The following is a 23213-nucleotide window of genomic DNA, read 5'->3' on the forward strand; positions in this document are numbered from 1 at the left end:
GCCTAAGACGCCCAGCTGATCTGCCGGTTCGTCTGGTTTAGTATCGGGTCGTTCGGGTTGGTGTTAAACAGGACATATTCCTCGGGGAAGTAGTCTATGTATATCTGCGTTGATTCCTGGTCTACCTTGAATATCCCGTGCCCCGGCTCCGTCATCAAAAGGAACTGCGCTTCACCATCCGACAGGTCAAATTCTTTCTTGGCAATCTCGATGTCCCGCGAGTGCTGCCTGAGCAGGAGCTTGGTCGGGCTGTTTTTCAAGATACCCGCTCCCTGGGGGACTCTGGCCATTACTTCAAACCCCTGCGTCACCGCGCACATTGAGGTGTTGAATTTCCGCGCCTGCCGCCAGGCGTTCTCCATCCAGCTTGCGGTTTCTTCATCCTGCATCAAGAGCTGGGCTTCGTCAATGATGATCCGCTTCCGCTGGCGCGGGTTTTTCTTGGCAAACCGTTCCCACAGCCATTTGGTCACGATAAACGACCCAAGCGGTTTCATAATATCCGGGTCTAAATCGTTCAATGAGAACGCAAACATTGGAGCGTTCCGAATATCCACGTTCGTCTCATTGTCAAAGATTGCCTGCGATGGGCTGCTGCCGTACTGCGTGAAGGCTTTGATGAACTCCGCAACCCGCTCGGTTCGCGGGTCTTTTGCCATCAGTTCGTACAGGTCAGACAATACCGGCATTTTCTTTTTGATTCGCTGCATGGAATATCTGCCTTCACCAAGCGTGCGGCTTGATTCATACAAGCTGGACGGATCTCGGGTTATTCCTCTTTCTTCATACAGCCGGGCTATCTGTTCCTGTATGGCAATCTTCACTGTCCCGTTCAGCACTTCCGGGTTCGGGTCGATCGAGCGGATCATCTTGAACACTACCGCTTGCGCCGCTTTGATGGAGCTTTCCAGGTCGAGCGTCACTTTCCCGTCGCTGTCTTCCTGTTCATCCACATCAAAAATGTTGATGCGGTCTTCACTCCTGGGTGAAAGCTCGATGTACGGGCAGCCCATCTGCTTCATGACCGCTTTGTATTCCAAACCAGGGTCATTTATCGCGGTCCTTATTCCTACCACCGCCGACCGCAACGCCAGCTTCTTTACCGTGAACGATTTGCCGTGCCCGGCTTCCCCGAAAACGACCATGTTGTAGTTCGCCAGCACTTTCGGGTCCGGGTGGAACCCGTCAAAGAATACCGGCCGTCCGTAGGGATCCTGACCGATCACTATTCCGCTGGTGTGCGAAATACTGCCCTGCCCGAACGGGAATAAGTCTGCCACGCAGCTCGTTTCCATCGCCCGCGCAAACCCTCTGAAGTCGCCCGTTTTACCTAACGGTGTGATGCTTATCAGGGCGTCCAGCTGTCTGGTGTCGGCTGCTCTTAAATGAATCTGCTGGCCGGCAAACCTCTTCACCAGTGCGTTGCAGTACTGGTACAGCGATTTTTCGCTCAATGCAGAGGCGGTAACTTGAATCGTCACGAAAAAAAGCTGCTCAAACCTTTTTCTAAGCCGGTTCTGCTGTTCCCGCAGGTCATGTATCGCCTGTACTAAAGCGGCACGTTTGTTGTTGTTTTCTTCCCGCAGCAAGTCCGACTCCAGCCCGCTGATTTTCCGGCTCAGCTCAAACATTACCCGGGTCGAATCCGAGGGCCAGACGTGGATAACTGTATCGTTGTCCCCATCGCCAAAATCTCCCAGATACATCTGGTTCAGCATCCCGGCGTAGGTTGAGGCCCCGGTCAGTTGGGCAAAAAAACTGCGGTAGTACCTGACTGGTTCGTTGGTTGCGCCGATTTCAACATGATAAGTCCCGGCTATGCTTTCACCCGGACCGGTTTCTTTTACAACCGACGGCACGATCAGGTCTTTTTCAGTGGGTTTATTGTCGTATATGGGCGGCTGGTCTTTGCCGGGCACCTTTTCTGCCTGTTTTGTTTCTGCTTCCGGTTGTTCGCGCTTCTTAAACATCAATAATCCCGCCTTCCGTATACTGTTTCTGCTTCTGCTGCCGCAAAAATTTCCGGTGTCGCCGACTGTGTGTATGCCGCAAATGCATAGGCGTTGTTGGCGTCTTCAAAAAGCGCCACCGGGCTTAAGTCGCGGTTAAATGCGGCATAAAGCAGTTCGACGATTTCCGGTTTGGTCAGCCGGCTGCTTCTCAGCCCCATGCTGTCTAAGTAACTGCATATCACTTGAGCACAGTTGTCCAGCTCGTTTCGGGCTAGCTTAACAACTTCTTCCCTGGTTAAGCTGGCAGCCGCGTCTTTTTTCAGCCCGCTTATGCTGTCTGCCAATCTCTGTAAAGATTCGTTCTCCAGCACTATCCCGCTGTCTATACTGGAGAGTGCTTTGGCGTCCAGTTTGAGATAGATATAGTACCGGCGGTTTTTTACGCTGGCCTGTTCCGACCACACAGACAGGTGGTTGACTAGCTTCTGACCGTAATCTCTAAGAGCAGGGTATGTCAGCGTCTGCACCTGGTCGCTGAGCTGGGAAAGGTACTGTTTCATGTCCAGGCGCCTCGACTGCACTACTAGAGATATCGGTATGTTGATTGAATGCAGCATGTTGCGGAACGTGTTCCAGATTGCTGCCTGCTCCTCAAAGGAACGGTTGAGCATGTTGATCGGCTGAACAGAAATGACCGCGCAAAACTGGCGGTCGGGAAGGATAATCAGCCCGTCTGAGGTTATTTCTTCGTAGCTGAGCAGGTCCTGGGCTGTTTCGGTTTTCTTTTCGCCGTTCTTTTTATCCGGTTTCCAAAAGTACAGGACTGCTATCGCAACCAGGATTAATAGAATTACTAGGTTATCCAATATTTAGATCACTCCTTTTTTCGGGAAGAATTTTTCTGTTTACCAGGACTCGCCTCCTTTTTTTGAAGCGGTACCAGGACACCAGGTAAGCCCCGATTGATACGCCCTGCGGCATTTTAACGAAAGCAAAAACGGCTGATATGACTAACGGTATCAGCCAGTGGATCATGCTAAAGAGAAACAGGCTGTTCGGCAAAGGCAGCCGGGGAACATACATAGCCATTTTGTGTGATGCCACTAACCCTGCCAGCAACCAGCCGGCCTGGGAAAAGGTTAGTCCGCCCAATATCTGCTCTCCGACTTCTTCGCCGTATGGCAGCGGATGGTATTGACCGTAACTCATTTGCACCACCTTTTATAAGCCGAATTTGTCGCTGATATTGAGCAGCTTGATTATAAACCCTACAATCTTTTCTGCCCCAAAGACAAAGAGCATTGCCACTAAAAACCAGAGAACACGGTCCTTAGCCATAGCCAGCTTCTGCGGGTTGCCGCCCCCTGTCCAGAACAGGTAGCCAGCCCAGACAACGAATATAACTGCCGCAACTGCTGCAATTTGCCTTAACGCATCAACTATTGTGTCGCCCAATTTTTTGGCTTCACCCTTAACCTCCAGAGGAGTTACGTTGTCAATCCCGGCGAATGCCGGCGTAGCTAATGCCAGGGCAAATATGCACAACACTAAAACCGCAACTGTTTTCTGCGCTTTTGCCTGTTTTTTCATAAAAAAACCTCCTCGTATAATTTGATTGGAAATACTTCTTGTCAAAGGGCATACCCTTTGAGAAAATCAACTCAGGTTGATCAGGGTTCCTCTTAAAAGTTCGATGCATTTTTCAGGTATTTCTTTTTGGATCGGGGGATATATCCCAGATTTCTTATATGCTCCTTGTAAGACCAGTTGGCTGTCTTCACATCGCCCAAGACTGTGATCACCATGATTGATTTTGGTTTTTCTAAAACTGCTACGCGTATCCCGCCGACGTCATACTGAGGGTGTTTTTGGTGCATTACCCACTGTTTAACCAGTTTCCTTTTGCCCCAGCTGTTAGCTATATGCTCCGCTGCTTTTTCTACGCTGTCGATTTCGCTGTAACCGTATACCCGCTTGTTCCACTGTTCCCAGGCATGTTTGGTGAAGACTATTGGTTTTTGCAAGAGTTAGAAGCCACCTCCTTTCAGAACAAAAAATAAAACGAACACGGGCGGGATTTTGTCCCGCTTGTTCGTTGCTCTGCACGTTACTTCACGCAAAGTATTTTTCCGGCCATCGTGTGGAAGCCCCTGATGGCCTCCCAGTATTTGCCCAGTTTTTTTGCCAGCGATTCTATGATTGTTACTACTTCGCTGTATTTCTGCTCTATGACTTCTGGAGAAGGCTTTTGGGTTTCTCTTTTAGCCATATGGAACGCTATTTCTTTTTCGCTACAGCCTTCTGTGTACAGCGTCATTATCTGGTATTCTTCTTCGCTGGCTATGTATTTCTTTAATTCGATATTGAGCAGGGTCAGCTGGGCTTCTGTGACTTTATATCTTTTATCTTCCGGGTACTGCGGCCGTTCTTCTCTGATCGGACTTAAGTTCATCGCCTTAAGCACTTTTCCTAACAATACATGGACCCAGGGTTTAATGACAACTATGTTGTAGTGCTTTTTCCCCTGTAACCTGATCAGATTTAACCCTTTTGCCCGCTCTGCTTCAAGGCTGTATGAATTGATCATGCCGTACGTCGCGGCGATCCGCCGGTCTGACAAGGTAAGTTTCTGTCCTTCAAACAGCATGCGGATGATTCGCCGGCACTCAGGGTTTTCCAGAAAGCTTTGGTTTTTTTCCAGGTCAGTTTCTTTCCTGTCAAGGTAACAACACGGCGATTTGTTGAGCGCTTTGGTCTGGTATGCTTTATCTCCCAGCTTCTTCTTTGCGCTGTACAAGTGATTCTTTGCTGTGTCAGCGTCAACATTTAATTCGGTGGCTATTTCTGTATAACTATTGCCCTGTATATACAGCGATAACACTTCAATCTCTCTTGGGGTAAGTTGGGATAATTCTTCTTCCGAAGCAAGCGCCTTTAGGGAATAAACAGCCATTGGGGGCAAATTTCCTAATTTTCTTGTCACCAAACCCCCTGTAGACAGTTCCCTCATTTTTTTTATTTCCCGGCTAACATAACTGTGGTCTAAGTCCAGACATTCGGCAATCTCTTTAACTGTTAACCCTTCTCTAATCAGCTTGTATATGCCAGCCTGACGTTTAGTGAGCGCCGCTTCGTCGAGATCAAAACACTCGATCTGCTTGCGCGGCCTCGGTATACTTAACACCTCCTAAGGCCTCAATTTTTCTCCCAACTCCAATTTCATTATAGTAAGGCAAACTTACACTGTCAATATGTGTTCCTTTTTTATTGACGGCAACTGAATGTTAGTGTATCTTAAACTTGAGTGATATCTCATTTGTATATTCCAAGCAATGCTGATTTCTGACTCCGTTTATTTATTATTAAAAAATTTTTTCTTTGAAAAAATATCACCTGCTTCAAGGCACTTTCATCCCCGGGATAAATTCCGGGTTTTCCCGCGCTAAAATTTTTACGCTAAAATTTTTAAATGTTAGTTATTACTTACAGAATAATGTTGTGATGAAGCTTTCGGGAACTGTCTTCTATTTCGCAATGGGTTGCCCCTGAATTTATTCGGGGAAAAATGTCACTATGCATTTTATGAGGTTTTTATGCAAGAAAACAACAATTTCCTTAGACTTGACGAAGTGAGAGAAAGGTTCAGTAGAAGGTTAAAACAATTGCGCACGATGGCCGGTCTAACCCAACAAGATCTTGCAGATTTGCTGTCGGTTAACCGTGCCTACATTTCCATGTTGGAAAATGGCGATCTACCTTCTATAGAAACCCTCTGTCAGCTCGCGAATATATTCCAATGCTCGACCGACTACCTGCTTGGTTTTGATCGGCGGCGCCGTGCAATCTACGAAACCGAAGTTCCGGTCATTGACGGATACCGTGTCGGTAAGCCTTTAGAAGTACAGAACGTTGTCGGTTCTGTCATAGTCCACAAAGGTCTTAAAGCCGATTTTGGAATCACCATAAAACACAATTGGTATACCAGTAATGGTATCCTCAGAGGTGATGTTGTCCTTATTCGTTTCTCCAACAGGATAAGTGAACGTACAAACATGGTTTTTGCACAAACAACACACTCTGTCAGACCACGTATATTCTTCATTCAGCACAACGAAAATGGATCGATATCGCTAATAAGGCCGCGTGGACGCCCAGAAGCCGCAGAACCGGAGGTAGTTTCAATAAACGATCCAGGTGTTAAAATAGTGGGTGTTCCTGTAGGAATAATCAGGATGTTTGCAGGAAAAAGGCAAAAAGGAGAGGAAGAATAGATGAGAATACATGGTATGTTCTGGAATTATTTTCTCTGGTTGGAGGAATTAAAGAAAATATGTCGAATAGAACATAACAATTGCATAAAATGGTAAAACCACCGCGCCCACGGTGGTTTACCCAAAGTAGCTTAGCTAGCACCTAAGCTATATAACAACATTTTGTAGGGTAAATATATTCTACAAAGGTTGTTAAAAATCCTTCTGTTTATAAAAAATTTTCTTATAAACAGGGAGCTGGCTTTAGGTGCCGGGTCCCTGTTTTTATTAATTATATAAATTTTTAAGCGTCTTAAACGAAATCGGCCCTGGTGTTGGCACCACCAGGGCGATGAGAAATCAAATATACCGCTCCCTTTCAGGATAACGAAATTGGCACCTTCTGTTATCCCGGGCATCCTATTGACATTATTTATGATACCAAATTTTGTGTGGTTTGTAAATACAAAACTTAAGCCAAAACCACACATTTAAATAAAAAAGACAAAAAAAAGAAGCCGTACCGCTCCGTGATCTAGGCCCCGCAAACCCCTACGATCACGAGGGCTAGCTTTGCTCTTGCCTAAATCCATTCTAGCAAGCGGCAAAGCAAAATGCAAGAAAATTTTCTTGAAAGGAGCCGCTTTGACTATGTTTTCAATTGCAGACAAGTATTACAGAGAAAACACTCTTTACAGAGGCCAGGAAGTATTAGAGATTAAGTTTCCCACAGCTCCAAATGGTACAACCACTGACACTAAATACCTCAGAATATGGGAACAAAAGATCGGCATGGGACCAGTTTCCCTTTATGAACTGTTGCTCGATCTTCATGAAAACTACATGGTAAGAATGAGTGTTAGACAACTCGCAGATATTTTAGGAGTATCATTTACAAAGATACGTACCTGGCTGGAATTACTAGAAGACTATCACTTCATCCTTCGTTTCCGTTACGTCGTAGGTAAACGCGAACTTACCCCGTTAATAATCATTCGGAACTGTATCCCCCTCTTGGGGCCGGATGATCTTTTGGAACTCCATCCTCACTGGCAGAATCTGCACCGCATGATTACACATGACAAGGTTGATGATAATTGTTCACCTTATAAGGTATCCCAAAATACGACACGTAGTAACTTAGATCATTTATGTATAAAAGGTAATATTACTCATGTAAGCAAACAAAGTAACACTGTTAACATAGACAACCAGAGAATCAAAAGAATTGAGAACCTGTGCTGGTTATTCTCTGCTCTTTACTATCCTGCCCAAGACAATGATAATCTTAAAGCCCTTTTCGAGCTTGAAATTAAGAACAAGGGATACAAAAATCTGCTCTCTGACATAAACAAGGAAATCGACCGTGTTGTAATGCCGATTCTTGATGAAGCAAAAAAGCTGGGTTATCACTTTGAAAGAAAAGATATTGTTAAGCTGCTGGTTGACCTTGGCCGCGGCCGCGAGGGTGCCGCAACTATTCTCTGTGTTATTAAAAGCCTACCTAACTTTTCAAACCTGGTTAGTCCAATTGCTGCGTTGCGTTCTGCTGCTCTTAGAGGAATTGTATATACTCCAAAATATATTTACCAATACAAAAAAAATAAATTTGTCAAAGAGAACAGTTTAGATTACAGGAAATCTTACTTAAGATAAAGAATCATGTATCAAAATAGCAAATAGTGCACGATTGGGGGTTTTATTAATGGCAGTCGTTATTTCTGTTCTTGCCAACAAAGGAGGTGTAGGCAAAACAGTCACCGCTACCAGCATTGCCGCAATATTAAGCCAGCAGTCTAAAAAAGTTCTACTCATTGACGTAGACCACCAGGGTTCGGCAAGTCTTACATTCGGTTTTGACCCGGATAAATTTAAAATCACTACCTTTGACGTAATGGTTAATAAAAATAAAATCAAAACAGCTAACGCAGCGATATTTACAACAGAAATAGAAAACCTTTACATAATGCCAGCCAACGATGATATGACTGGATTAGAATTTGAAGTATTGACGAAATTAAATGAAAAATATCCTAACCCTTTTTGTTTGTTGCGGGATGGTATTGCACCAATTAGGGATACCTATGATTATATTGTCATTGATACGCCACCTTCGCTTGGTTTAGCGCAAGGCAACGCACTGGTAGCTTCAAATAAAGCTTTAGTGGTTTTTCAAACAGACTACCTTCCCATAAGATCGACTTTGAAGATGATTGAGAACATAAAGATGTTCATAAAACATCAAAAGCTTGATCTCGAAGTTATGGGCATTTTAGGTACCATGTATGATTCACGTGTGAGAATATGTAACCAGTCTATTGATGAATTAAAGAAAACTGCAAACGATATCAGGCTTTTTAAAACATTAATTCCACGTACAACACTATTTTCGAGCATGCCTGCTTATTACGGAAAACCAGCTGTATTAGTTGAGCCCAACAATCATTTAGTAAATGCATACTATGAATTTATAAAGGAGGCTGAACTAAATTGAGTAAAATAAAAAAGAATTTTATTAGCCTTGGCAGTCCGGATACGGCAAATTTTGATGATAACTTATTGTATGATGAAGAAGAGACACAGAAAGACGTTGAAAGGATAACCGAAAAAGAAATTCATAACTATGATGAGACAAAAAAAATACCAATTGGTGATATCATTCCAAATCCTTATCAACCCAGGAAAAATATACCGATAGAGGAAGCTAGTTTAGTGTGGGATTATCTCAAACGCAAGTATCCTAATCCGGAAATAATGATTTATGACGTAACTGAAGCAAAGAGCATTGAAAAAATTAAGAACCTGGTTGGAGATAAAGATGAAAATATAATCAAATTTGGCAACAACCTGATCAATCCAAAAGTTGCACGTTTGCTCGCATTGGCTGCTTCAATAAAAGTATTAGGATTAATTCAACCGATAGTGGTTCGGCCTTATGGGCAAAGATATTATTTAATTGCTGGAGAAAGGAGATTGGCAGCTCATAAAATATTAGGTGAGAGTTTTATTGAAGCAGTAATAAAAAATATATCTGAGGATGAAATGAAAATAATGGCAGTTGCAGAAAATACTGCGCGTGAAGACCTGGATATAAACGAAAAGAAGGCTGTAATAAAGAGCCTGTTAGATCAGAACAAATCGTATCGTGAGATTGCTGCACAATTAGGTATTTCATTAACACATACAACAAGGCTGATTCATGAAATAAAAAATAGGAGTAAAGACTTTGAGAAAACATATAAGGTTGGAGGAGTGTCAGATCGAAGGAAACTAAGAATTTTCAACTGCGAAACACCCGAAGAAAGGATAGCATTTCTCGAAGAAGTTATCAAAAAGATAAGAGAAGAAGAAATGACCGTTCCGGCCGGAACACCCCTTGAAGGTGATGGGTAGGTGTTCCGGCCGGAACACCTCGCGGCAGCTATTTTTCGCAAACGGTACGGGTAAATTCCTGTAAATTCCCCAACCATTCTTTCACTGCTTTAAAAATAAGTTCGGGATTGACCGGGGTGCATTGAAGAAGAACATCATAGAGCTCAACAATTTCTTCAAAAGCAGGCAACAAGTCCTGTGACAAAACACCATTTTCTACCATGACGGTAAATATATCCTTGTTATTATCAGGCTCCCGCCAGTTGTTTTCAGAAATCATATGACTTCCAATATCCAGGCAAGTTTCGATTGCTAGTTGCAGCGTCCGTTCAACATAACGGCGTAATTTTTTATCTGCTTGAAACTCATCTATTGAGAAGTTAGCCGCCGCATCCTTCCCATTTTAATGGGGAGTCAAGGCGGCCAGATTTTTAAGAACACTTGTTTTCGTAATTTCTACCATGGTACAATAAAACTATGGTAGGTGAAGAAAATGCCCGTGCTCAAAAACGTAATTTCAAGCAGACAGCGTATTAAGAGATTTATTACCGGCACTCCTGAGATGATCCGGCAGACGGAAGAAATCTACCGGGCAGTTTTGGGCTTTTACCTGAACGTCATTCACGACAACCTTGATAAGCTGCCCGAATGGGACAGGAATTCCGGCACGAGGGCGCTGGAAAAACTGACCGTCAGGACCGAACCCCGCACGAATAGGAAGACTGGAGAAAAGTTCGGCGGCAACCCCAACCCGCTTTATCCGATAGATACTGTTTGTCCTAAGTTTCCCGCATATTTGCGCCGGGCGATCATCGCCAAAGCTATCGGGATGGCGAAGAGTTGGTATTCCAACTACCAGCGGTGGCTCAGGAAAAAAGAAAGGATGAAGGCCAGAAACGAAAGGCGTGTCGCCGAAGGCAAAAAGCCAATATCTTTCGATGAGCGCCCGCCAAAGTACCCTGCGGCGGGGAACGTTGATATAACCTTTTACAAGGGCGATTTTAAAAACCTTTCGCTGAAAACTAACACCATCCAGCTGAAAGTCTGGGACGGTAGTGACTGGCGGTTCATCACCGTGGAGGTGAAGCCCACCAGTCACTCTCGAAAGCTCCATCTGGATGATTCTTGGGAGATGACCGTGCCTTCCATTTACGAAAAAGAGGGCATCTTCTACCTGGTGACCGCTTTCGAGAAAAAAACCAACGTCATTAAGTTTGCCGATTACTACCTGTCCAAGAACCCGAAGGTGCTGGCCGTGGACTTGAACCTGGGCCGCAAGAACCGGGCGGTGTGCGCCCTAGTGGGCAAGGACGGTACGGTTCACAAAGTCAGGCACATCGGCCTGGCGGCGTGTAATACGACAGATGTCCACCATCTGCTGGGGCTCATTGCCCGGAACGTGAGCGGTCTGGGGATAGTCCCGAAGGGTCACCGGCCCTGCAAGAAACTCTGGCGTAAGGTTCACGCGGCGAACGACAATTACGCCCACCACTTGAGCAAACGACTGGTTGATCTTGCTGTGGAGTGGGGTGCGGGGGTCATCGTCTTCGAGAATTTGAAACGCTTCAGGCCGGACAGAAACAAGCACGGTTCGGCCAGGATGCGCCAGAAGGTTGGTTACTGGCTGCACCGGAGGGTGATTAAGTACACCATGTACAAGGCGAAAGCGCGGGGCATACTGGTTGCCCTTGTTCCTCCGAGGGACACCAGCAACCGGTGCTCTTTGTGCGGTTCACTGGAAACTGTGCGTAATGGCAGCGTTCTGAAGTGCAAGAACTGCGATACTCTGCACAACAGCCATATAAACGCCGCCATTAATATCGGGAGGGCCTGGTTCATCCGGGAGGAAAAGCGGTTGCGACAAAAAATCGCTTAACTATTTTGCGAAAGCCTGCGGCTCCCGAAAGGGAGGGGTCGCCGCCGGGACGACGTTCCCAGTTGGTGTCCGGGAATCCAGGAACCCGTCCAGCCTAAGGGGTCAGGCAAGCCTGGGTGGCAGCCCCGCTGCCGGATGCCGAGGCTTCGCCCGTGCCTATGGATGGATGCCCTCCAATTTATTGGAGGGAGGATTCACGTCAAGAATATACTCACCCAGTTGGCCAATTTTTGTTCTAAGTAAATATTGCATCATCGATTACCTTCCTCTCTGGTCTTCCCTTCCATCGCCCAGGCCAGGTCGTCGAAACTCGGGCTGGTGTAGACCATAGTAGTGTTCAGGTTTTTGTGCCCCAACAGTGCGGCCACTTTGACCAAATCCATCCCTTTGTTCAGGTAGTATGTTGCGCAGGTGTGCCGCAGGACGTGCGGACTTAAGTTTTCAATTTTGGCGGCGTAAGCATATTTCTTCAACATCTGCTGTACACCAAGCACGGTTAACGGCCCGCGCTGGCCTAAGAACAGCTCCTGGTATCTGTCTTTTCTTTCGGTCAGGTAGTCGCGCAGGGCTTCGCGCACTTCGTGGGGCACAGGGACTTCTCGTGTCTTGTTACCCTTGCCCCGCACAGTTATTTTACCTGCTCTTTCTTTAAGTTCGAGATCGCTAATCTTCAACGACACCAACTCGCTGACCCGCAGGCCGCAGTACATCAAGGTCATTATAATTGCCAGATCCCGTTTGTTGCCTTCCTGCATGACCGCGCGCAGGAGAGCGTTCATTTCATTTCGTTTAAGAGCCCTGGGCGCAAGTTTAACCCTAGACACGCCTTTGGGGAATTTTGGCACCTGCTTGATTATGTTTTCCTCTGCCGCCCATTTGAGATATTTCCTGAGTGCCGCCATCCGGCGGTTGATCGAAGCGGGCTTAAAGTCGCGAGTCGCAAGGTACTGCTGGTATTCGGCAAGGTCCAAACTGGTGATCCGGTCAGGCGTGGCTTCTTCCCCGATTGTTTCCAGATACCATTGGGCGAAATGTTCCAGATCGATCTGGTAGTTCTTGATGGTGTTTTTACTCATACCCGCAGAGTGGAGGGAGAGCAAAAATGGGGCAAAAAGATTATACATTGAGTTTTTGGTAGGATCCGACACTTTTTTGTTACCTCCCCGGCAAGTGATAAAAATAGCCGCCGAAGCCTTGATAATTCTTGCCCGGCGGCATATTGAGCTTCTATCTTCAGTTTAACACAGCTGGGAGGCAAGTCAATACATAATGACCATTATGCGTTTAGTTTATATATTGAGTATAAAAATAACTTATAAAAGATTCCACTGCAAAAAGTACCTTTTTATGATCTCACGCGCTGTTTATAGTAGTCAATTCTAACAAATCACACTATATGTAGACAATTTGAGGTGAAAATAAGGGTTATTGCAGTGAAATCATGAACGAATCTCAAAATCAACTAGATTGCATAATCACTTTTTTCAAAGAAAAGCAGGAAGCTGTAAGGTTTTACGAAGAGCATGGCATGGGCACTATTGATAATCCTGTCGATGTTATATTGTGCGAGATTAAAAATTATAAGGAACATCATTAGCATTGATTAAAGTTGGTTGATAATAGCGCAATATCCTTATTCCGCGTGGAATGCTAGGATCTCTTTGAATGTAGCCTAAGTCTTCCAACTGCCTGAGAAGCAAAAATGTTGTAGCCGTAGATCGTAGCCCCAATTTTTTGCCTATTTCTCTTGATCGTCGGTGGGTAACCTTTTGTCTTCAGGTGTTCCTGGATAACGGCCAATATAGCCCATTGCTTTGGAGAAATGCCTTCCAAGGAATATCCCTCCATTACTTTTGTCTGAATTGGCTACAGGCTTGGCTTAATGAACATCCACGACTGATGATTTTCATAAGTCCTTCTTTCCCGACAAGTCGTATAATATCAAGCGCGTGAATACGTTGTGGTACTCTTCTCTCCAGGCTCCCATACCGGGGAATGCTGACCACGCACCCAAACCGGGTTTCTTCGCGGCCCTGGATCTCAACAAAAAACCGGCACTCGCCACAGGTGTGGGCCGCTTTTTCCCGCATCTCGGGCAGGATTATACGGTGGCTTTCCCATAACTTGTTACTGCTCATTTATGACACCAGCCCTGGTCAGCGAGCTTGCCCTCATGATTGTCCCTTTCCCCCAGCGACAGTTGATCCGGTCGCAGGCTTCTTCAAGCCGGCGGACCTTCTCCCGATCGACGAACAGTTGGAGTTGATCGGGCGCCTCTTTTCTCAGCTCCCCCAGCCCTACCCCGACCATCCGTACCCGCCAACCAGGTGACCAGTGCTTTCGCCACAGGTAAACTGCCGCCTCATATATGTCTGCCGCCAAATCAGTGTAATGCGGCAGGGTTTTAACCCGGCGCAGAAAAGCCAGGTTGGAGTCGCGCAGGGTTATTGCCACCGTCCTTCCCTTGTAGCCGTGTTCCCGGGCCCGGGCGGCCACGTACTCGGATAGCTCCAGGAGCGGGACCAGGACTTCTTCTCCGACGTAATCCCGGGGCAGGGTGATCTGGTTGCCCATGTTTTTGTATTCATCCAGGGTGTTTGGGTCAACCGGGCTGTGGTCGATCCCATTGGCACAATACCAGAGGATTTCTCCATACATGCCGAACCGCCGGTGCAGTTTCTCTTTTGATGTCCTGGCCAGCGTTCCAATGGTGGTAATGCCCATGTTTTTGAGGTGCCGTTCGTAGCGCGGCCCCACCCCGAACAGCTCCCGTACCGGCAGCGGCCAGAGTTTTGTCGGCACGTCCTCCATCGTTAAGACCGTCAGGCCGTCGGGTTTTTGCAACTCGGCTGCCATTTTGGCCAGCAGTTTGTTCGGCGCGATCCCGATGCTGCAGGTGATGTCCAGTTCCTCGCGGATCTGCTGTTTTATTTTCCTGGCAATCTCCACCGGCGGGCCGAACAGCTTCTCGCAGCCGGTTACATCCAGAAAGGCTTCATCAATAGAAAACGGTTCGACCAGGGGAGTGAATTCACGGAAAATCGCCAGGACACGGGTGGAATACTGGACATATTTAGGGTAGTCAGAGACGCGGAATATCCCCTGGGGACAGGCACCTTTCGCCTCGGAGACCAGCATCCCGGTTTTCACGCCGTATTTCTTCGCTTCGTATGAGGCCGCGATGACGATCCCCCGTCGCTTGTCGGGGTCGCCGGTGACGATCACCGGTTTCCCTTTCAGCTCGGGCTCCAGGGACTGGTGCACAGAGGCGAAAAAAGCGTTCAGGTCGCAGAGCAGGATTGAGCGGGCCACAGCAAACACCCCGTACACACGTTCTGGTAAAATTATTATATAACGAACATTTGTGCGGATCAATGGGATGGGTTATAATATTAACAGGAAATGGGTTGTTAGGGAGGTTTTATTGGTGTGCGGAAGGTTTACTTTAACGGCTGACCGCGAAACGATCGCGGACCATTTTCATGTTGACGTGAGCGAGATTGAGCACCAGCCGCGTTACAATATTGCGCCCGGCCAGCCGGTACCTGTTATTTCTGGCACCGCTAGGGAACGCAAAATTACTATGATGCGGTGGGGTCTGATCCCTCGCTGGGCGAAAGACGTTTCCATCGGGAACAAACTGATCAACGCCAGAGCGGAAACAATTGATAAAAAACCGGCATTCAGGGAGTCATTTCTTCGCCAGCGCTGTCTGGTCCCTGCCGACGGCTTCTTTGAATGGAAAAAAGACGATGGGAATAAGAAAATACCTTTCAGAATAGTCCTTCCAGACAGAAAGTTGTTTGCCTTCGCAGGGATCTGGGATTCGTGGGTATCACCAACCGGTATCAAAGTAGATTCGTTCAGTGTTATCACCGTTGAAGCCAGCGGTGATATGGTCTCGATCCACGAACGGATGCCGGCAATCCTGGCCGATGAAGAAATGCAGGCACTGTGGCTGAACTACCGGAACGCTGTTGAATTGAAACGGCTGCTTGTGCCTTACGCCGGCCAGCTGAAAGCATATAAAGTGAGCCCGCTGGTCAACTCGCCGGTGGTTGATGATCCGAGATGTGTTGCTATTGTGCAGTAGTAGTGACAGAACTTTAAGGCAATAATTCGTCTATGTTGTTAGCTATCTTATAGTTCACTCCTAGAGTTTCAAAATGTTTTTCCCCACAGTCTACTTTACGCCGTTCTTTGGGAGTAAGCTCGTTACGGTTTGAAGTTCCTTTTGTTTCTCTGACGAGATAAAGTCTTTTTTCTATTTCGTCAAACTGATTTTTTTCTTCTACAACTATAGCCCAGTCAGGGTTATAATCACCAACGGGGGTTGGTACCGTGAACCAACCTGGAAGTTTGACGTAAAGCTTTACATCTTTTCTCTGTTCTAGCCCTTTGGCAAACTGTTTTTCTATGTCAGATTCATAAATAACATGGTCGTATATAGATTTTTCTGCCGGGATAAGATATTGCTGATTCTTTTCAATGTCTTGGAACAGCTCCATCATGTAATAATCGTTAATTTTGGTGTATTGAATGCCGTTCACCAAATGGTCGGCGAGCTTTTCTTTGATAATCCGAATTACAGTTATGGCAAACTCATGCGGGTTTTTAACAGCCGCATCCTTTTGTTTCGTCCTTCTGAGAATTTCCAGGACAGTGGGACGCGTAAGCTTTGTCTCATCCTTAATCCATTCTACTATGTTTGGCAGCGGGTAACGGCCACTCAAGTCTTCTGCCGCGCCGCCGCCGATATAGCGGGCCTGGATATTGGTTTCATCAATCATATCCACCTGCGCCTTTTGAATCACAATCTGCGGAGAACGGATAACGGCCTTATCTAATTCTTTCACACAGTCGTCAATTAACCGCTTTGTATCGACCTTAACAGCATAGCAGGTTTTATGTTTAATCTTTTCCCAAAGCTCTTTGAATTCCGGTGTGAGCATATATTCCTTACGCAGCCTGGCAATTCCCTTTTTCCGTGCATCCGGTGGAGGCGGCGGGACATCTCCAGGACCGTACTCTTCCAGGTATTCCGTTTGCAACTTGGACACATAGTCTTTGTAACTCTCGTTGGCAACAACAGTAAGTATGTTAACCTGCTCATCCCTTATCCGCTCGCCTTCCTGATTTACAGCAAGGCGCACGCCCCGGCCTATTTCCTGTCGCTTCTTGATGTTAGAAGCTGTTTGGTTCAAAGTGCAAATAATAAATACGTTGGGGTTATCCCAGCCTTCTCTAAGGGCGGAATGAGAAAAGATGAAACGGGTAGGCTCACTAAATGACAAAAGCCGTTCCTTGTCGCGCATAATCAAATCAAAAACAGCTTTATCGTTTTCCATTGATTTTTCGGTCTTATATTCAGAGAAATAACTGCCCTGCACCGCTTCCGGGTCAACGTCTTCCCATTCCCTATACTTTACCTTAAGCCGGTTAAACTCTTCGACGAAGAGACGGCGAATGATACCGTCAGGTGACAAATAATTCTCCACCCGGTCGATGAAAAACAAAGAGAGAACTTTAATTCCCTGGTCCCGCAGGCGGCGCTGAGTGCGGAAGTGTTGTTCGATAGTATAGGCTATTTGCGCCCGGAAAATAGCCTCCCGGTTGTCTCCCCGGGCTTCACCTGTTTTCATCTCCACGCCGTTGCTGAAAACAATAGTACTGGTCCCCGGGTTTATCTCTTCTACTACAAATGATTCATACTCCTGCCGGCCTGTTTTGTCTTTCAGGTTGTCGCCGGGTTTAACCGTAACAGTTGCTTCTTTTACGGTCCCATTTGCCATCTGCTTATGCACTTTAACCTTGGCGCTAATACGGCTTTTCTGGACGTGGATTTCTTCCAGTTGGACAAAAACATGGTTGTAATTGTTCTCCTCAATAACAGAGGCAACTTCAATGCGTTTAACAAGACCTTCCTGATATGCCTGGGCTGGAGTAAGCCGGTAAACCGGGTTATACGGGTTACGATGGGTGGCACTATAACGCAAGGCAAACAATGGGTTTAACCGGGTCAGTGCTGACCTGGCAATGTCGCTTTCCATGTTTTGTGGTTCATCTAAGATTAAAATGGGCCGGGTAGCTTGAATCAAATAGATTGGCGTTTCCCCCTGAAGCCGGTCGGTTGCCTGATTGATGACATTAGAATCCTTGTTAAAAGAATCAATTGTCATCACCATAATTTCAACCTGGTTGCTCAGAGAAAATTGACGTACCTGGCTTAAATTTTCAGATTGGTATTCGTAGTAGCGGTAAGGTTGGTTATGATACAGCTCCCTAAAATGCTGCTCGGTAATCTTCAGGGTTTTGAGAACGCCCTCCCGAATAGCTACAGACGGCACGACAATAATAAACTTAAGAAAGCCATACTGCTTGTTTAGTTCCAGCAAGGTTCGCAGATAAACGTAGGTCTTACCTGTTCCCGTTTCCATCTCCACAGAAAAATTGGGGAAGCAAACTACCTGCAAACCACTGGCTGTTTGAATCTCCCCCTCTATGTATTTAAGCTCGCTATCTGCTGGAATTCCATTGGCTTGCTGCACTTTTTTGAGGTTGTCCAACAAAAAAGCTTCGCTAATTTCTAACCTATTTGGAACAGCCGGCAAACCGCCCATCTCGAAACCAAGGTCCGAACTTACGAATTTATGTCCTTCAAATAACCTGGTAACAGCTTCAATTGCCCTTAATTGATAATCTTGATTAGCATCAAATTTGAACTTCATCGAGCCACCCCCGTTATATAGTCTTCAGGCGGCATTGAAGGGCCAAATTCGCCTTTGTAGTGTCGTCCAGAGCTGTATCCAGACAGATAAACAGGTCATCTTCTTTAAGGGAAAGAGGTTCAAGGGCCTCTAAGTGTATCTGTTTATCCAGGCAAAGGTAGAAAAACTGGTCACGAACTGGGTCTGTAATGCGAAAGACGGTGTTTCCGGTAACATTTTCTACCTGTTCAATCTGGGAATTTAGGTCGTAACCCTCTTTGAGTATCACTTCGTATATAACGTCAATATTGCGGTAACCATCTACTAAGGTAGTCTGGAATAATGATAGTTGTTCCAGGTATTCGTCGGGATTGTTGCCGGTATAATCCTCCCATTGCTTGAAGTTGGAGGGAGCCAGTTTAAAGACTTTGAAGCCCACGCCTTCCATTGGTTTTGGGTCATCACCATAGCCGCGAATAACCCGGCGGATGCGTTCTTTGCTAATACTAGCAATTGTGGGAAAGCTCGGGTTTCCAGTAGGTTCAGGGATTTGAACACAAATAAACTTTCGATTTCCTTTATCCTCCAAATTAAGTTCTAATACCGCTTGTGCAATTGAACACGAACCCGCAAAAAAGTCGAGAACAATATCGTGACCTTCCGGATTAGTTGAAAGTTGAAGTATTCGCTTTAGCAAACGAACAGGTTTAGGAGTATCAAAAACAGTCTCTACGCCTTCCATGATTTTTTTTAATTCTTGTTTTGCTTCTTGATTATCACCATATTCTTTACGAGTCCACCAAGTTACAGGTACAACTCCTTCCTGTACTTCGGCTAAAAATCTTTTTAACCTAGGAACATTATTTCCTTCAGGACCAAACCAAATACGGTTATCGACCACAAGTTCACGAAAAGTTTCTTGTGGAATACTCCAACTTCTTCCTTCTGGGGGGTAAACAACTCTCCCAGAAGGAGTAGTTATTGGGTAGTCGTAAGCAGCAGAATAGGTTTTGGCTGATAAATCACTAGAAGTCCAAGGACCACGGGAGTCGTTATCAGGATTGCTATACCGAGTGTTTTGTTCTTCAGTACGTGGTAGCAACCTTCTCGACCAACCTATTGGGTCATCTTTAGTAGTTTTAGCTCTTCTTGCATAAACTAAAATGTAATCATGCATATCGGAAAAATAGGTTGCGTCATTTTGCGGCGATTGCTTTTTTTGCCATACGATACTTGCAATAAAATTTTCTTCTCCAAATACCTCGTTCATCAGCATACGCAAATTATGAACCTCATTATCGTCTATGCTGATAAAAATGACACCATCCTCGCGTAAAAGTTGACGAGCTAAAAACAATCTGGGATACATCATTGAAAGCCAAGTCGAATGATAACGCCCATTAGTTTCTAATTTACTGGTCATGTGATTGCCGTTCCCGTCTATTTGACCGGTTTGTTTTAAATATGCATCAAGAGGTTGTTTATAATCATCGTGATAAATAAATTCTCCACCTCTGTTATACGGAGGGTCTATGTATATCGTCTTTACACGGCCAAAATACGGCTTCAAAAGCAGTTTCAAAACCTCCAGGTTCTCTCCTTCAATGAAAATATGATTTGCCTTCTCAAAGTCAATAGACTCCTCAGGACATGGAATCAGGGTAGCCCAACTGGAAGTTTGTAGGCTTTTTATAGCTTCCGTCTTTCCTGCCCAGGTGAAAAGATAGCGTTCTGGGCGGTCGTCTACTAAATCACCGAGAGTAGCTCGCAATTTGGTAAGGTCTATCTTTTCTTCGGTAAAAACTTCGGGAAATAATTCTTTTAGTTTTTGGCACCGTTCCTGAATTAAATTAAATGATTCCCTGCTTATATGTTCTGGCTTTAACATTAAATGCGCCTCCATGTGCAAGAGATTTTATGATGTGTTAGTATATTCTCTAATTTTAGTTTACCTGTTTGTTTATTTTTGGCTAGATTATTCTTTATCTTTTTCTTGTTTTGGCTTTAATGGAATAAGAGTTATCGGCAACGTATCTATGTCATCAATGTTTACCGGGATCGGCGGCAGCCACTTGAGGATCAATTGGCGTTTTTCAGGCTCCGCCTTCGGCCCGGTCCAAAAGTGGTGCCAGTGCGCCCGGCGGACGTGCGGCCGCGGGCTGGAGTGCGTCCGGCCTTCACTTACGCCAGCTTCACGATTTGTCTTTTGCGCTTCAGCATACTTCCGCATCGCTGCGCCTACCCGAATGCCAACGTCCCAGACTCGGACCTCGTCTGCGGCGGTGTCTTTCTTCTTTTTGGGCTGTCTGGCAGCTGGGTGCTGCGGCCGCGGACCGTTAAAGTCGGCGTTCGCCGAGCAAATATATAAAACGAGATTGATTACCGGCACCAGGGCGGTTTTGATCTGCTCTATACTGTTGTATAAATCATCGACTGCTTCCCTAGTTCCAGAGAATATGTCGACATTACGTTCGCTTTCGGCAACCATTCGCCGGATAGACTCATCAAGGTCCCACGGACCAAGGTGGATGGCAAACGGAAAACAAACAAGATCGGGGCAGACAAAGACAAACCGGAGTTCCTGCCGGAAATCGTTTGGGTCGTATTCCAGACTGATAAACACACCGTCAACAGACCGATCTGCCCAGGAAAGACCAGGCGTCTGGATGTATACGCACCACTCAGGAAGTTGCAGGAAGATTTCCGAAGGCAGGTTTCCTTCCAGCGGAGTGCTGCAGAGATCGTTAAAGAGTGACTCGTCGAAACGGTACAAAACGGTACACTCCTTTTGTCCGGCGCCAGGCAGCCAGGGCAGTCAGCACCGCCGGCGGATACTCCTGCATTTTTATAAATTCTTGGCAGCCAATACCCGACGACCCTTCGGTGACAATCGCCAGCGCCCCGGCGATCGGACAGTAGCACCAGTCCGGCCAGAAAGGGAGTTCTTTTCCGCGACCACGCCTCATGTCTTCGATTATTTTCCAGGCTTTGGGGAAAGACTGGCTGTATTTGCGCAAAAGTTCCGCTGGGAGCATTTGAGGATTACTCCTTTTCTGGTTTTTTGGAGAGCACAGGTGAATCTGTATAATAAAAGAACCATGCATTTGGCGAAAACTTATCAACGCTGAGCTGACCGGGATTTTTCCCTTCTTCTTTATAACGTTCCCAAACCTGGCGTGCCTCTTCTTCGTTCCCCAATATTTTTACGAATAAACGGCCGTTTTTTGTTTTTCCTGATTGTACCTGTATTTTGTTATCGGTATCGGTGTTGTTTTCTTTGGGCTCGGGTAGTTCGGATTGAATTGTTGTAAATGGTTTAGCATTGATAATAGCGTCGGCAATATTATCGATCTGATCGAGGCTTAGAACGTTTACTTTTGTTTTGCTCCGGATATACAGGGAAAGAGCAATCACACTGTCAAAAACCGGCATTGAGCAGTCTTCGACCCTGAGCCATTTTGCATGGGTGAAAAGCACAACAGGAAATAATATCTGTTCTGATGCAGCAGGATAAAGTTTATGGTCTTCCATCCACTTTTTGAATAGTCTGGCATGGCGTTCATTTTGCTGGGTTGGGCTGCCGCAACGCACCCATGTATTACCTTGCTTGCGTTTCCATTTGTCTTTGTGACCCTGGAAAGCGCCGTCCCAGGTTTTGGTTTCAATTAAAAACACGCCTGGGGGCCCTATAAGTACATGATCAATTTGGGCAAATTCTTCGGGTTCGGGTTCTAATACAACATCATTTATCAATATCCATTCCTTTGGCAGTATAGTCCAAAAGCCCAGAATTGCCTTGCTTTCGCCTGTATCCCCTTTTTCAATGTCGCTGTTATGCCGTAAATCGAAAACAATACCGGCCAATGGTTTGGTTGCCCAGGATAACCAGGAGGGCAATTCTTCGCTTACCCTCTGCTTGAAATTTTCTTTTTCTCTGTTAACCTTCTCCATAATTTTTTCTCTGAATAGCTCTTTGATTTCCCTTTTTTGTCGCATCAACCTTGCCATATGGACCACCTACATTTTACGGCCGGCACACCTTGCACGGCTCATAGCCTGCGTTTACTGCTTCAGCCCGCGAAGAAAACTCCTCCCGGTTCTGCGGGCTGATCTTCTGCGCCCACTCGCAATTGGGCAGGTGAAATTTCTTCGAGCTGGAGTTGCCTATGTATTTTCCAGAGCTTGTTGTTTTGGTGCCAGGGACAGCCGCTCCCCACAAACCCTTGCCTGCTTCTTTCGCTTCGCGCTGAAACTTGACGAACATATCTGCATACTTCACGTTGGGCGGAACGGTCATCACCTGGGCGTAGCCGTTAAGTAGCAGTTCGGCGTTGTACATCTTCGCCCGCACTTCGGCTTCGCTGCCGCTTTTCGGTTGGTCCAGCCAGACGTAGGCCAGGATGCGGCCGTACTTGTCCCGCTCGCCGACATCCAACTCCAGGTAGACCTGTTTGCCAGTTAACCTTTTCTGCGTGTAGGCGGCTGCTTCCTTCCCGTAGGTTTGTTCTTTGATCCCCAGTTCCGGATGGGCGATCTCCGGCGTGTTGACGCCGATCAGCCGCACCTTTTCGTCTTTCCCGTTTATTTTAACGTGCAGAGTGTCGCCGTCGGCCACGCTGGTGACGGCTGCCGGCGTGACTTTGACTGCGTTTTCGGTATTTTGTCCGGCTTTTGCCTGTGCTGTTTGCGTCTTTGGTGGTCGGTTCTTTTGGAGTTTCCGCTGTGCCAGCTCCACCGCAGCCGAGCAGGAACATCATCAAAACGAATAGCAGAAGATATATGCTAGGTTTCTTGAACATTTAAGTATTCTCCTTCCTGTTTGGATTTTTCGGGACAGATGAATCGCTTTTTCTCATGTGCAGCCGGTTCTGTTCCAGGCACTTGGGGCAGGTTTTCTTATCGTAGCCCTCGCCCAGTTGTTTCCCGCATTTGACACATTTTTTCTCTTCTATGTATCTGATAACTCGTCTTTGATAGTATCCGTGAATTTTCTCGTCTATCAAAATCCGCCCAGAGGACTCCCACCTTTTTAGGCGGGTGGTGAATGGGCGGCCGG

At 46.2% G+C, this 23213-nt stretch carries 23 protein-coding genes and 1 pseudogene; 6 read left to right on the forward strand and 18 right to left on the reverse strand.

Annotation, left to right across the window (positions count from 1 at the left end):
• Positions 1–2 precede the first annotated feature (2 nt).
• The 6 genes from HPY90_RS05685 to HPY90_RS05710 form a co-directional block, all read right to left on the reverse strand.
• Positions 3–1970 carry a VirB4 family type IV secretion system protein gene (locus HPY90_RS05685; protein WP_287192187.1) on the reverse strand — a complete coding sequence of 656 codons (1968 nt, stop codon included), beginning with the start codon at positions 1968–1970 and terminating at the stop codon, positions 3–5.
• Positions 1970–2818: a TraC-like domain-containing protein gene (locus HPY90_RS05690; RefSeq protein ID WP_287192191.1), complete on the reverse strand. Its 849-nt coding sequence runs from the start codon at positions 2816–2818 to the stop codon at positions 1970–1972. Before HPY90_RS05690 ends, HPY90_RS05685 begins: the two co-directional genes overlap by 1 nt.
• Complete coding sequence (locus HPY90_RS05695) at positions 2811–3161, reverse strand: PrgI family mobile element protein (RefSeq protein ID WP_287192192.1); 351 nt, start codon at positions 3159–3161, stop codon at positions 2811–2813. The genes HPY90_RS05690 and HPY90_RS05695 overlap by 8 nt, the downstream gene beginning before the upstream one ends.
• Before the next feature lie 12 nt (positions 3162–3173).
• A complete protein-coding gene (locus HPY90_RS05700) occupies positions 3174–3542 on the reverse strand; it encodes a TrbC/VirB2 family protein (protein WP_287192193.1) in 369 nt (122 codons plus the stop codon).
• Positions 3543–3634: 92 nt separating this feature from the next.
• Positions 3635–3976, reverse strand: coding sequence for a hypothetical protein (locus HPY90_RS05705; RefSeq protein ID WP_287192194.1), 342 nt, complete (start codon positions 3974–3976; stop codon positions 3635–3637).
• An 83-nt stretch (positions 3977–4059) separates the two neighbouring features.
• The gene (locus HPY90_RS05710) at positions 4060–5136 is read right to left on the reverse strand and encodes a LuxR C-terminal-related transcriptional regulator (RefSeq protein WP_287192196.1); all 1077 of its coding nucleotides are present in this window, start codon (positions 5134–5136) and stop codon (positions 4060–4062) included.
• Positions 5137–5545: 409 nt separating this feature from the next.
• Between HPY90_RS05710 and HPY90_RS05715 the strand changes: the two genes are divergently transcribed.
• From HPY90_RS05715 to HPY90_RS05730, 4 genes are all read left to right on the forward strand, one after another.
• A complete protein-coding gene (locus HPY90_RS05715; protein ID WP_287192198.1) occupies positions 5546–6223 on the forward strand; it encodes a helix-turn-helix domain-containing protein in 678 nt (225 codons plus the stop codon).
• A gap of 552 nt (positions 6224–6775) precedes the next feature.
• Positions 6776–7858 carry a hypothetical protein gene (locus HPY90_RS05720; protein WP_287192200.1) on the forward strand — a complete coding sequence of 361 codons (1083 nt, stop codon included), beginning with the start codon at positions 6776–6778 and terminating at the stop codon, positions 7856–7858.
• 49 nt (positions 7859–7907) lie between these two features.
• Positions 7908–8696, forward strand: coding sequence for a ParA family protein (locus HPY90_RS05725; RefSeq protein WP_287192202.1), 789 nt, complete (start codon positions 7908–7910; stop codon positions 8694–8696).
• On the forward strand, positions 8693–9595 hold the full coding sequence (locus HPY90_RS05730; RefSeq protein ID WP_287192204.1) for a ParB/RepB/Spo0J family partition protein: 903 nt from the start codon (positions 8693–8695) through the stop codon (positions 9593–9595). Before HPY90_RS05725 ends, HPY90_RS05730 begins: the two co-directional genes overlap by 4 nt.
• A gap of 28 nt (positions 9596–9623) precedes the next feature.
• Here HPY90_RS05730 and hepT read toward each other — a convergent pair whose 3' ends face one another.
• A complete protein-coding gene (gene hepT, locus HPY90_RS05735; protein WP_287192249.1) occupies positions 9624–9947 on the reverse strand; it encodes a type VII toxin-antitoxin system HepT family RNase toxin in 324 nt (107 codons plus the stop codon).
• A 120-nt stretch (positions 9948–10067) separates the two neighbouring features.
• Here hepT and HPY90_RS05740 point away from each other — a divergent pair, with 120 nt between their 5' ends.
• Positions 10068–11450, forward strand: a complete 1383-nt coding sequence (locus HPY90_RS05740; RefSeq protein WP_287192206.1) for a zinc ribbon domain-containing protein — start codon at positions 10068–10070, stop codon at positions 11448–11450.
• Between the two features lie 251 nt (positions 11451–11701).
• On the opposite strand, the gene HPY90_RS05745 is transcribed toward HPY90_RS05740, so the two are convergent.
• From HPY90_RS05745 to dinB, 5 genes and pseudogenes are all read right to left on the reverse strand, one after another.
• Complete coding sequence (locus tag HPY90_RS05745) at positions 11702–12574, reverse strand: tyrosine-type recombinase/integrase (protein ID WP_287192251.1); 873 nt, start codon at positions 12572–12574, stop codon at positions 11702–11704.
• A 447-nt stretch (positions 12575–13021) separates the two neighbouring features.
• Positions 13022–13180, reverse strand: coding sequence for a hypothetical protein (locus HPY90_RS16100; protein ID WP_353733640.1), 159 nt, complete (start codon positions 13178–13180; stop codon positions 13022–13024).
• Between the two features lie 7 nt (positions 13181–13187).
• Positions 13188–13298: pseudogene (locus HPY90_RS16105) on the reverse strand (LexA family protein); the annotation flags it as partial.
• Positions 13298–13588 carry a hypothetical protein gene (locus HPY90_RS05750; RefSeq protein WP_287192208.1) on the reverse strand — a complete coding sequence of 97 codons (291 nt, stop codon included), beginning with the start codon at positions 13586–13588 and terminating at the stop codon, positions 13298–13300. The gene HPY90_RS05750 and the pseudogene HPY90_RS16105, both read right to left, overlap by 1 nt.
• A complete protein-coding gene (dinB, locus tag HPY90_RS05755; protein ID WP_287192210.1) occupies positions 13578–14762 on the reverse strand; it encodes a DNA polymerase IV in 1185 nt (394 codons plus the stop codon). Before dinB ends, HPY90_RS05750 begins: the two co-directional genes overlap by 11 nt.
• Positions 14763–14877: 115 nt before the next feature.
• Here dinB and HPY90_RS05760 point away from each other — a divergent pair, with 115 nt between their 5' ends.
• Positions 14878–15543 (forward strand): SOS response-associated peptidase, encoded by a 666-nt coding sequence (locus tag HPY90_RS05760; protein WP_287192212.1) that lies wholly within the window; start codon positions 14878–14880, stop codon positions 15541–15543.
• Positions 15544–15556: 13 nt separating this feature from the next.
• On the opposite strand, the gene HPY90_RS05765 is transcribed toward HPY90_RS05760, so the two are convergent.
• The 6 genes from HPY90_RS05765 to HPY90_RS05790 all read right to left on the reverse strand — a co-directional run bounded on the left by HPY90_RS05765 (position 15557) and on the right by HPY90_RS05790 (position 22892).
• Positions 15557–18178, reverse strand: a complete 2622-nt coding sequence (locus HPY90_RS05765) for a restriction endonuclease (protein ID WP_287192213.1) — start codon at positions 18176–18178, stop codon at positions 15557–15559.
• Between the two features lie 13 nt (positions 18179–18191).
• Positions 18192–20045, reverse strand: a complete 1854-nt coding sequence (locus HPY90_RS05770; protein ID WP_287192215.1) for a site-specific DNA-methyltransferase — start codon at positions 20043–20045, stop codon at positions 18192–18194.
• Between the two features lie 87 nt (positions 20046–20132).
• A complete protein-coding gene (locus HPY90_RS05775; RefSeq protein ID WP_287192217.1) occupies positions 20133–20930 on the reverse strand; it encodes an AcrVA2 family anti-CRISPR protein in 798 nt (265 codons plus the stop codon).
• Positions 20902–21192 carry a hypothetical protein gene (locus HPY90_RS05780; protein ID WP_287192218.1) on the reverse strand — a complete coding sequence of 97 codons (291 nt, stop codon included), beginning with the start codon at positions 21190–21192 and terminating at the stop codon, positions 20902–20904. Before HPY90_RS05780 ends, HPY90_RS05775 begins: the two co-directional genes overlap by 29 nt.
• Positions 21193–21199: 7 nt before the next feature.
• Complete coding sequence (locus HPY90_RS05785; protein WP_287192220.1) at positions 21200–22165, reverse strand: nuclease-related domain-containing protein; 966 nt, start codon at positions 22163–22165, stop codon at positions 21200–21202.
• 16 nt (positions 22166–22181) lie between these two features.
• Positions 22182–22892 (reverse strand): thermonuclease family protein, encoded by a 711-nt coding sequence (locus HPY90_RS05790; RefSeq protein WP_287192222.1) that lies wholly within the window; start codon positions 22890–22892, stop codon positions 22182–22184.
• Positions 22893–23213: the final 321 nt, after the last annotated feature.

The organism is Syntrophothermus sp. (assembly GCF_013314835.1).
Classification (GTDB): Bacteria; Bacillota; Syntrophomonadia; order Syntrophomonadales; family Syntrophothermaceae; genus Syntrophothermus; species Syntrophothermus lipocalidus.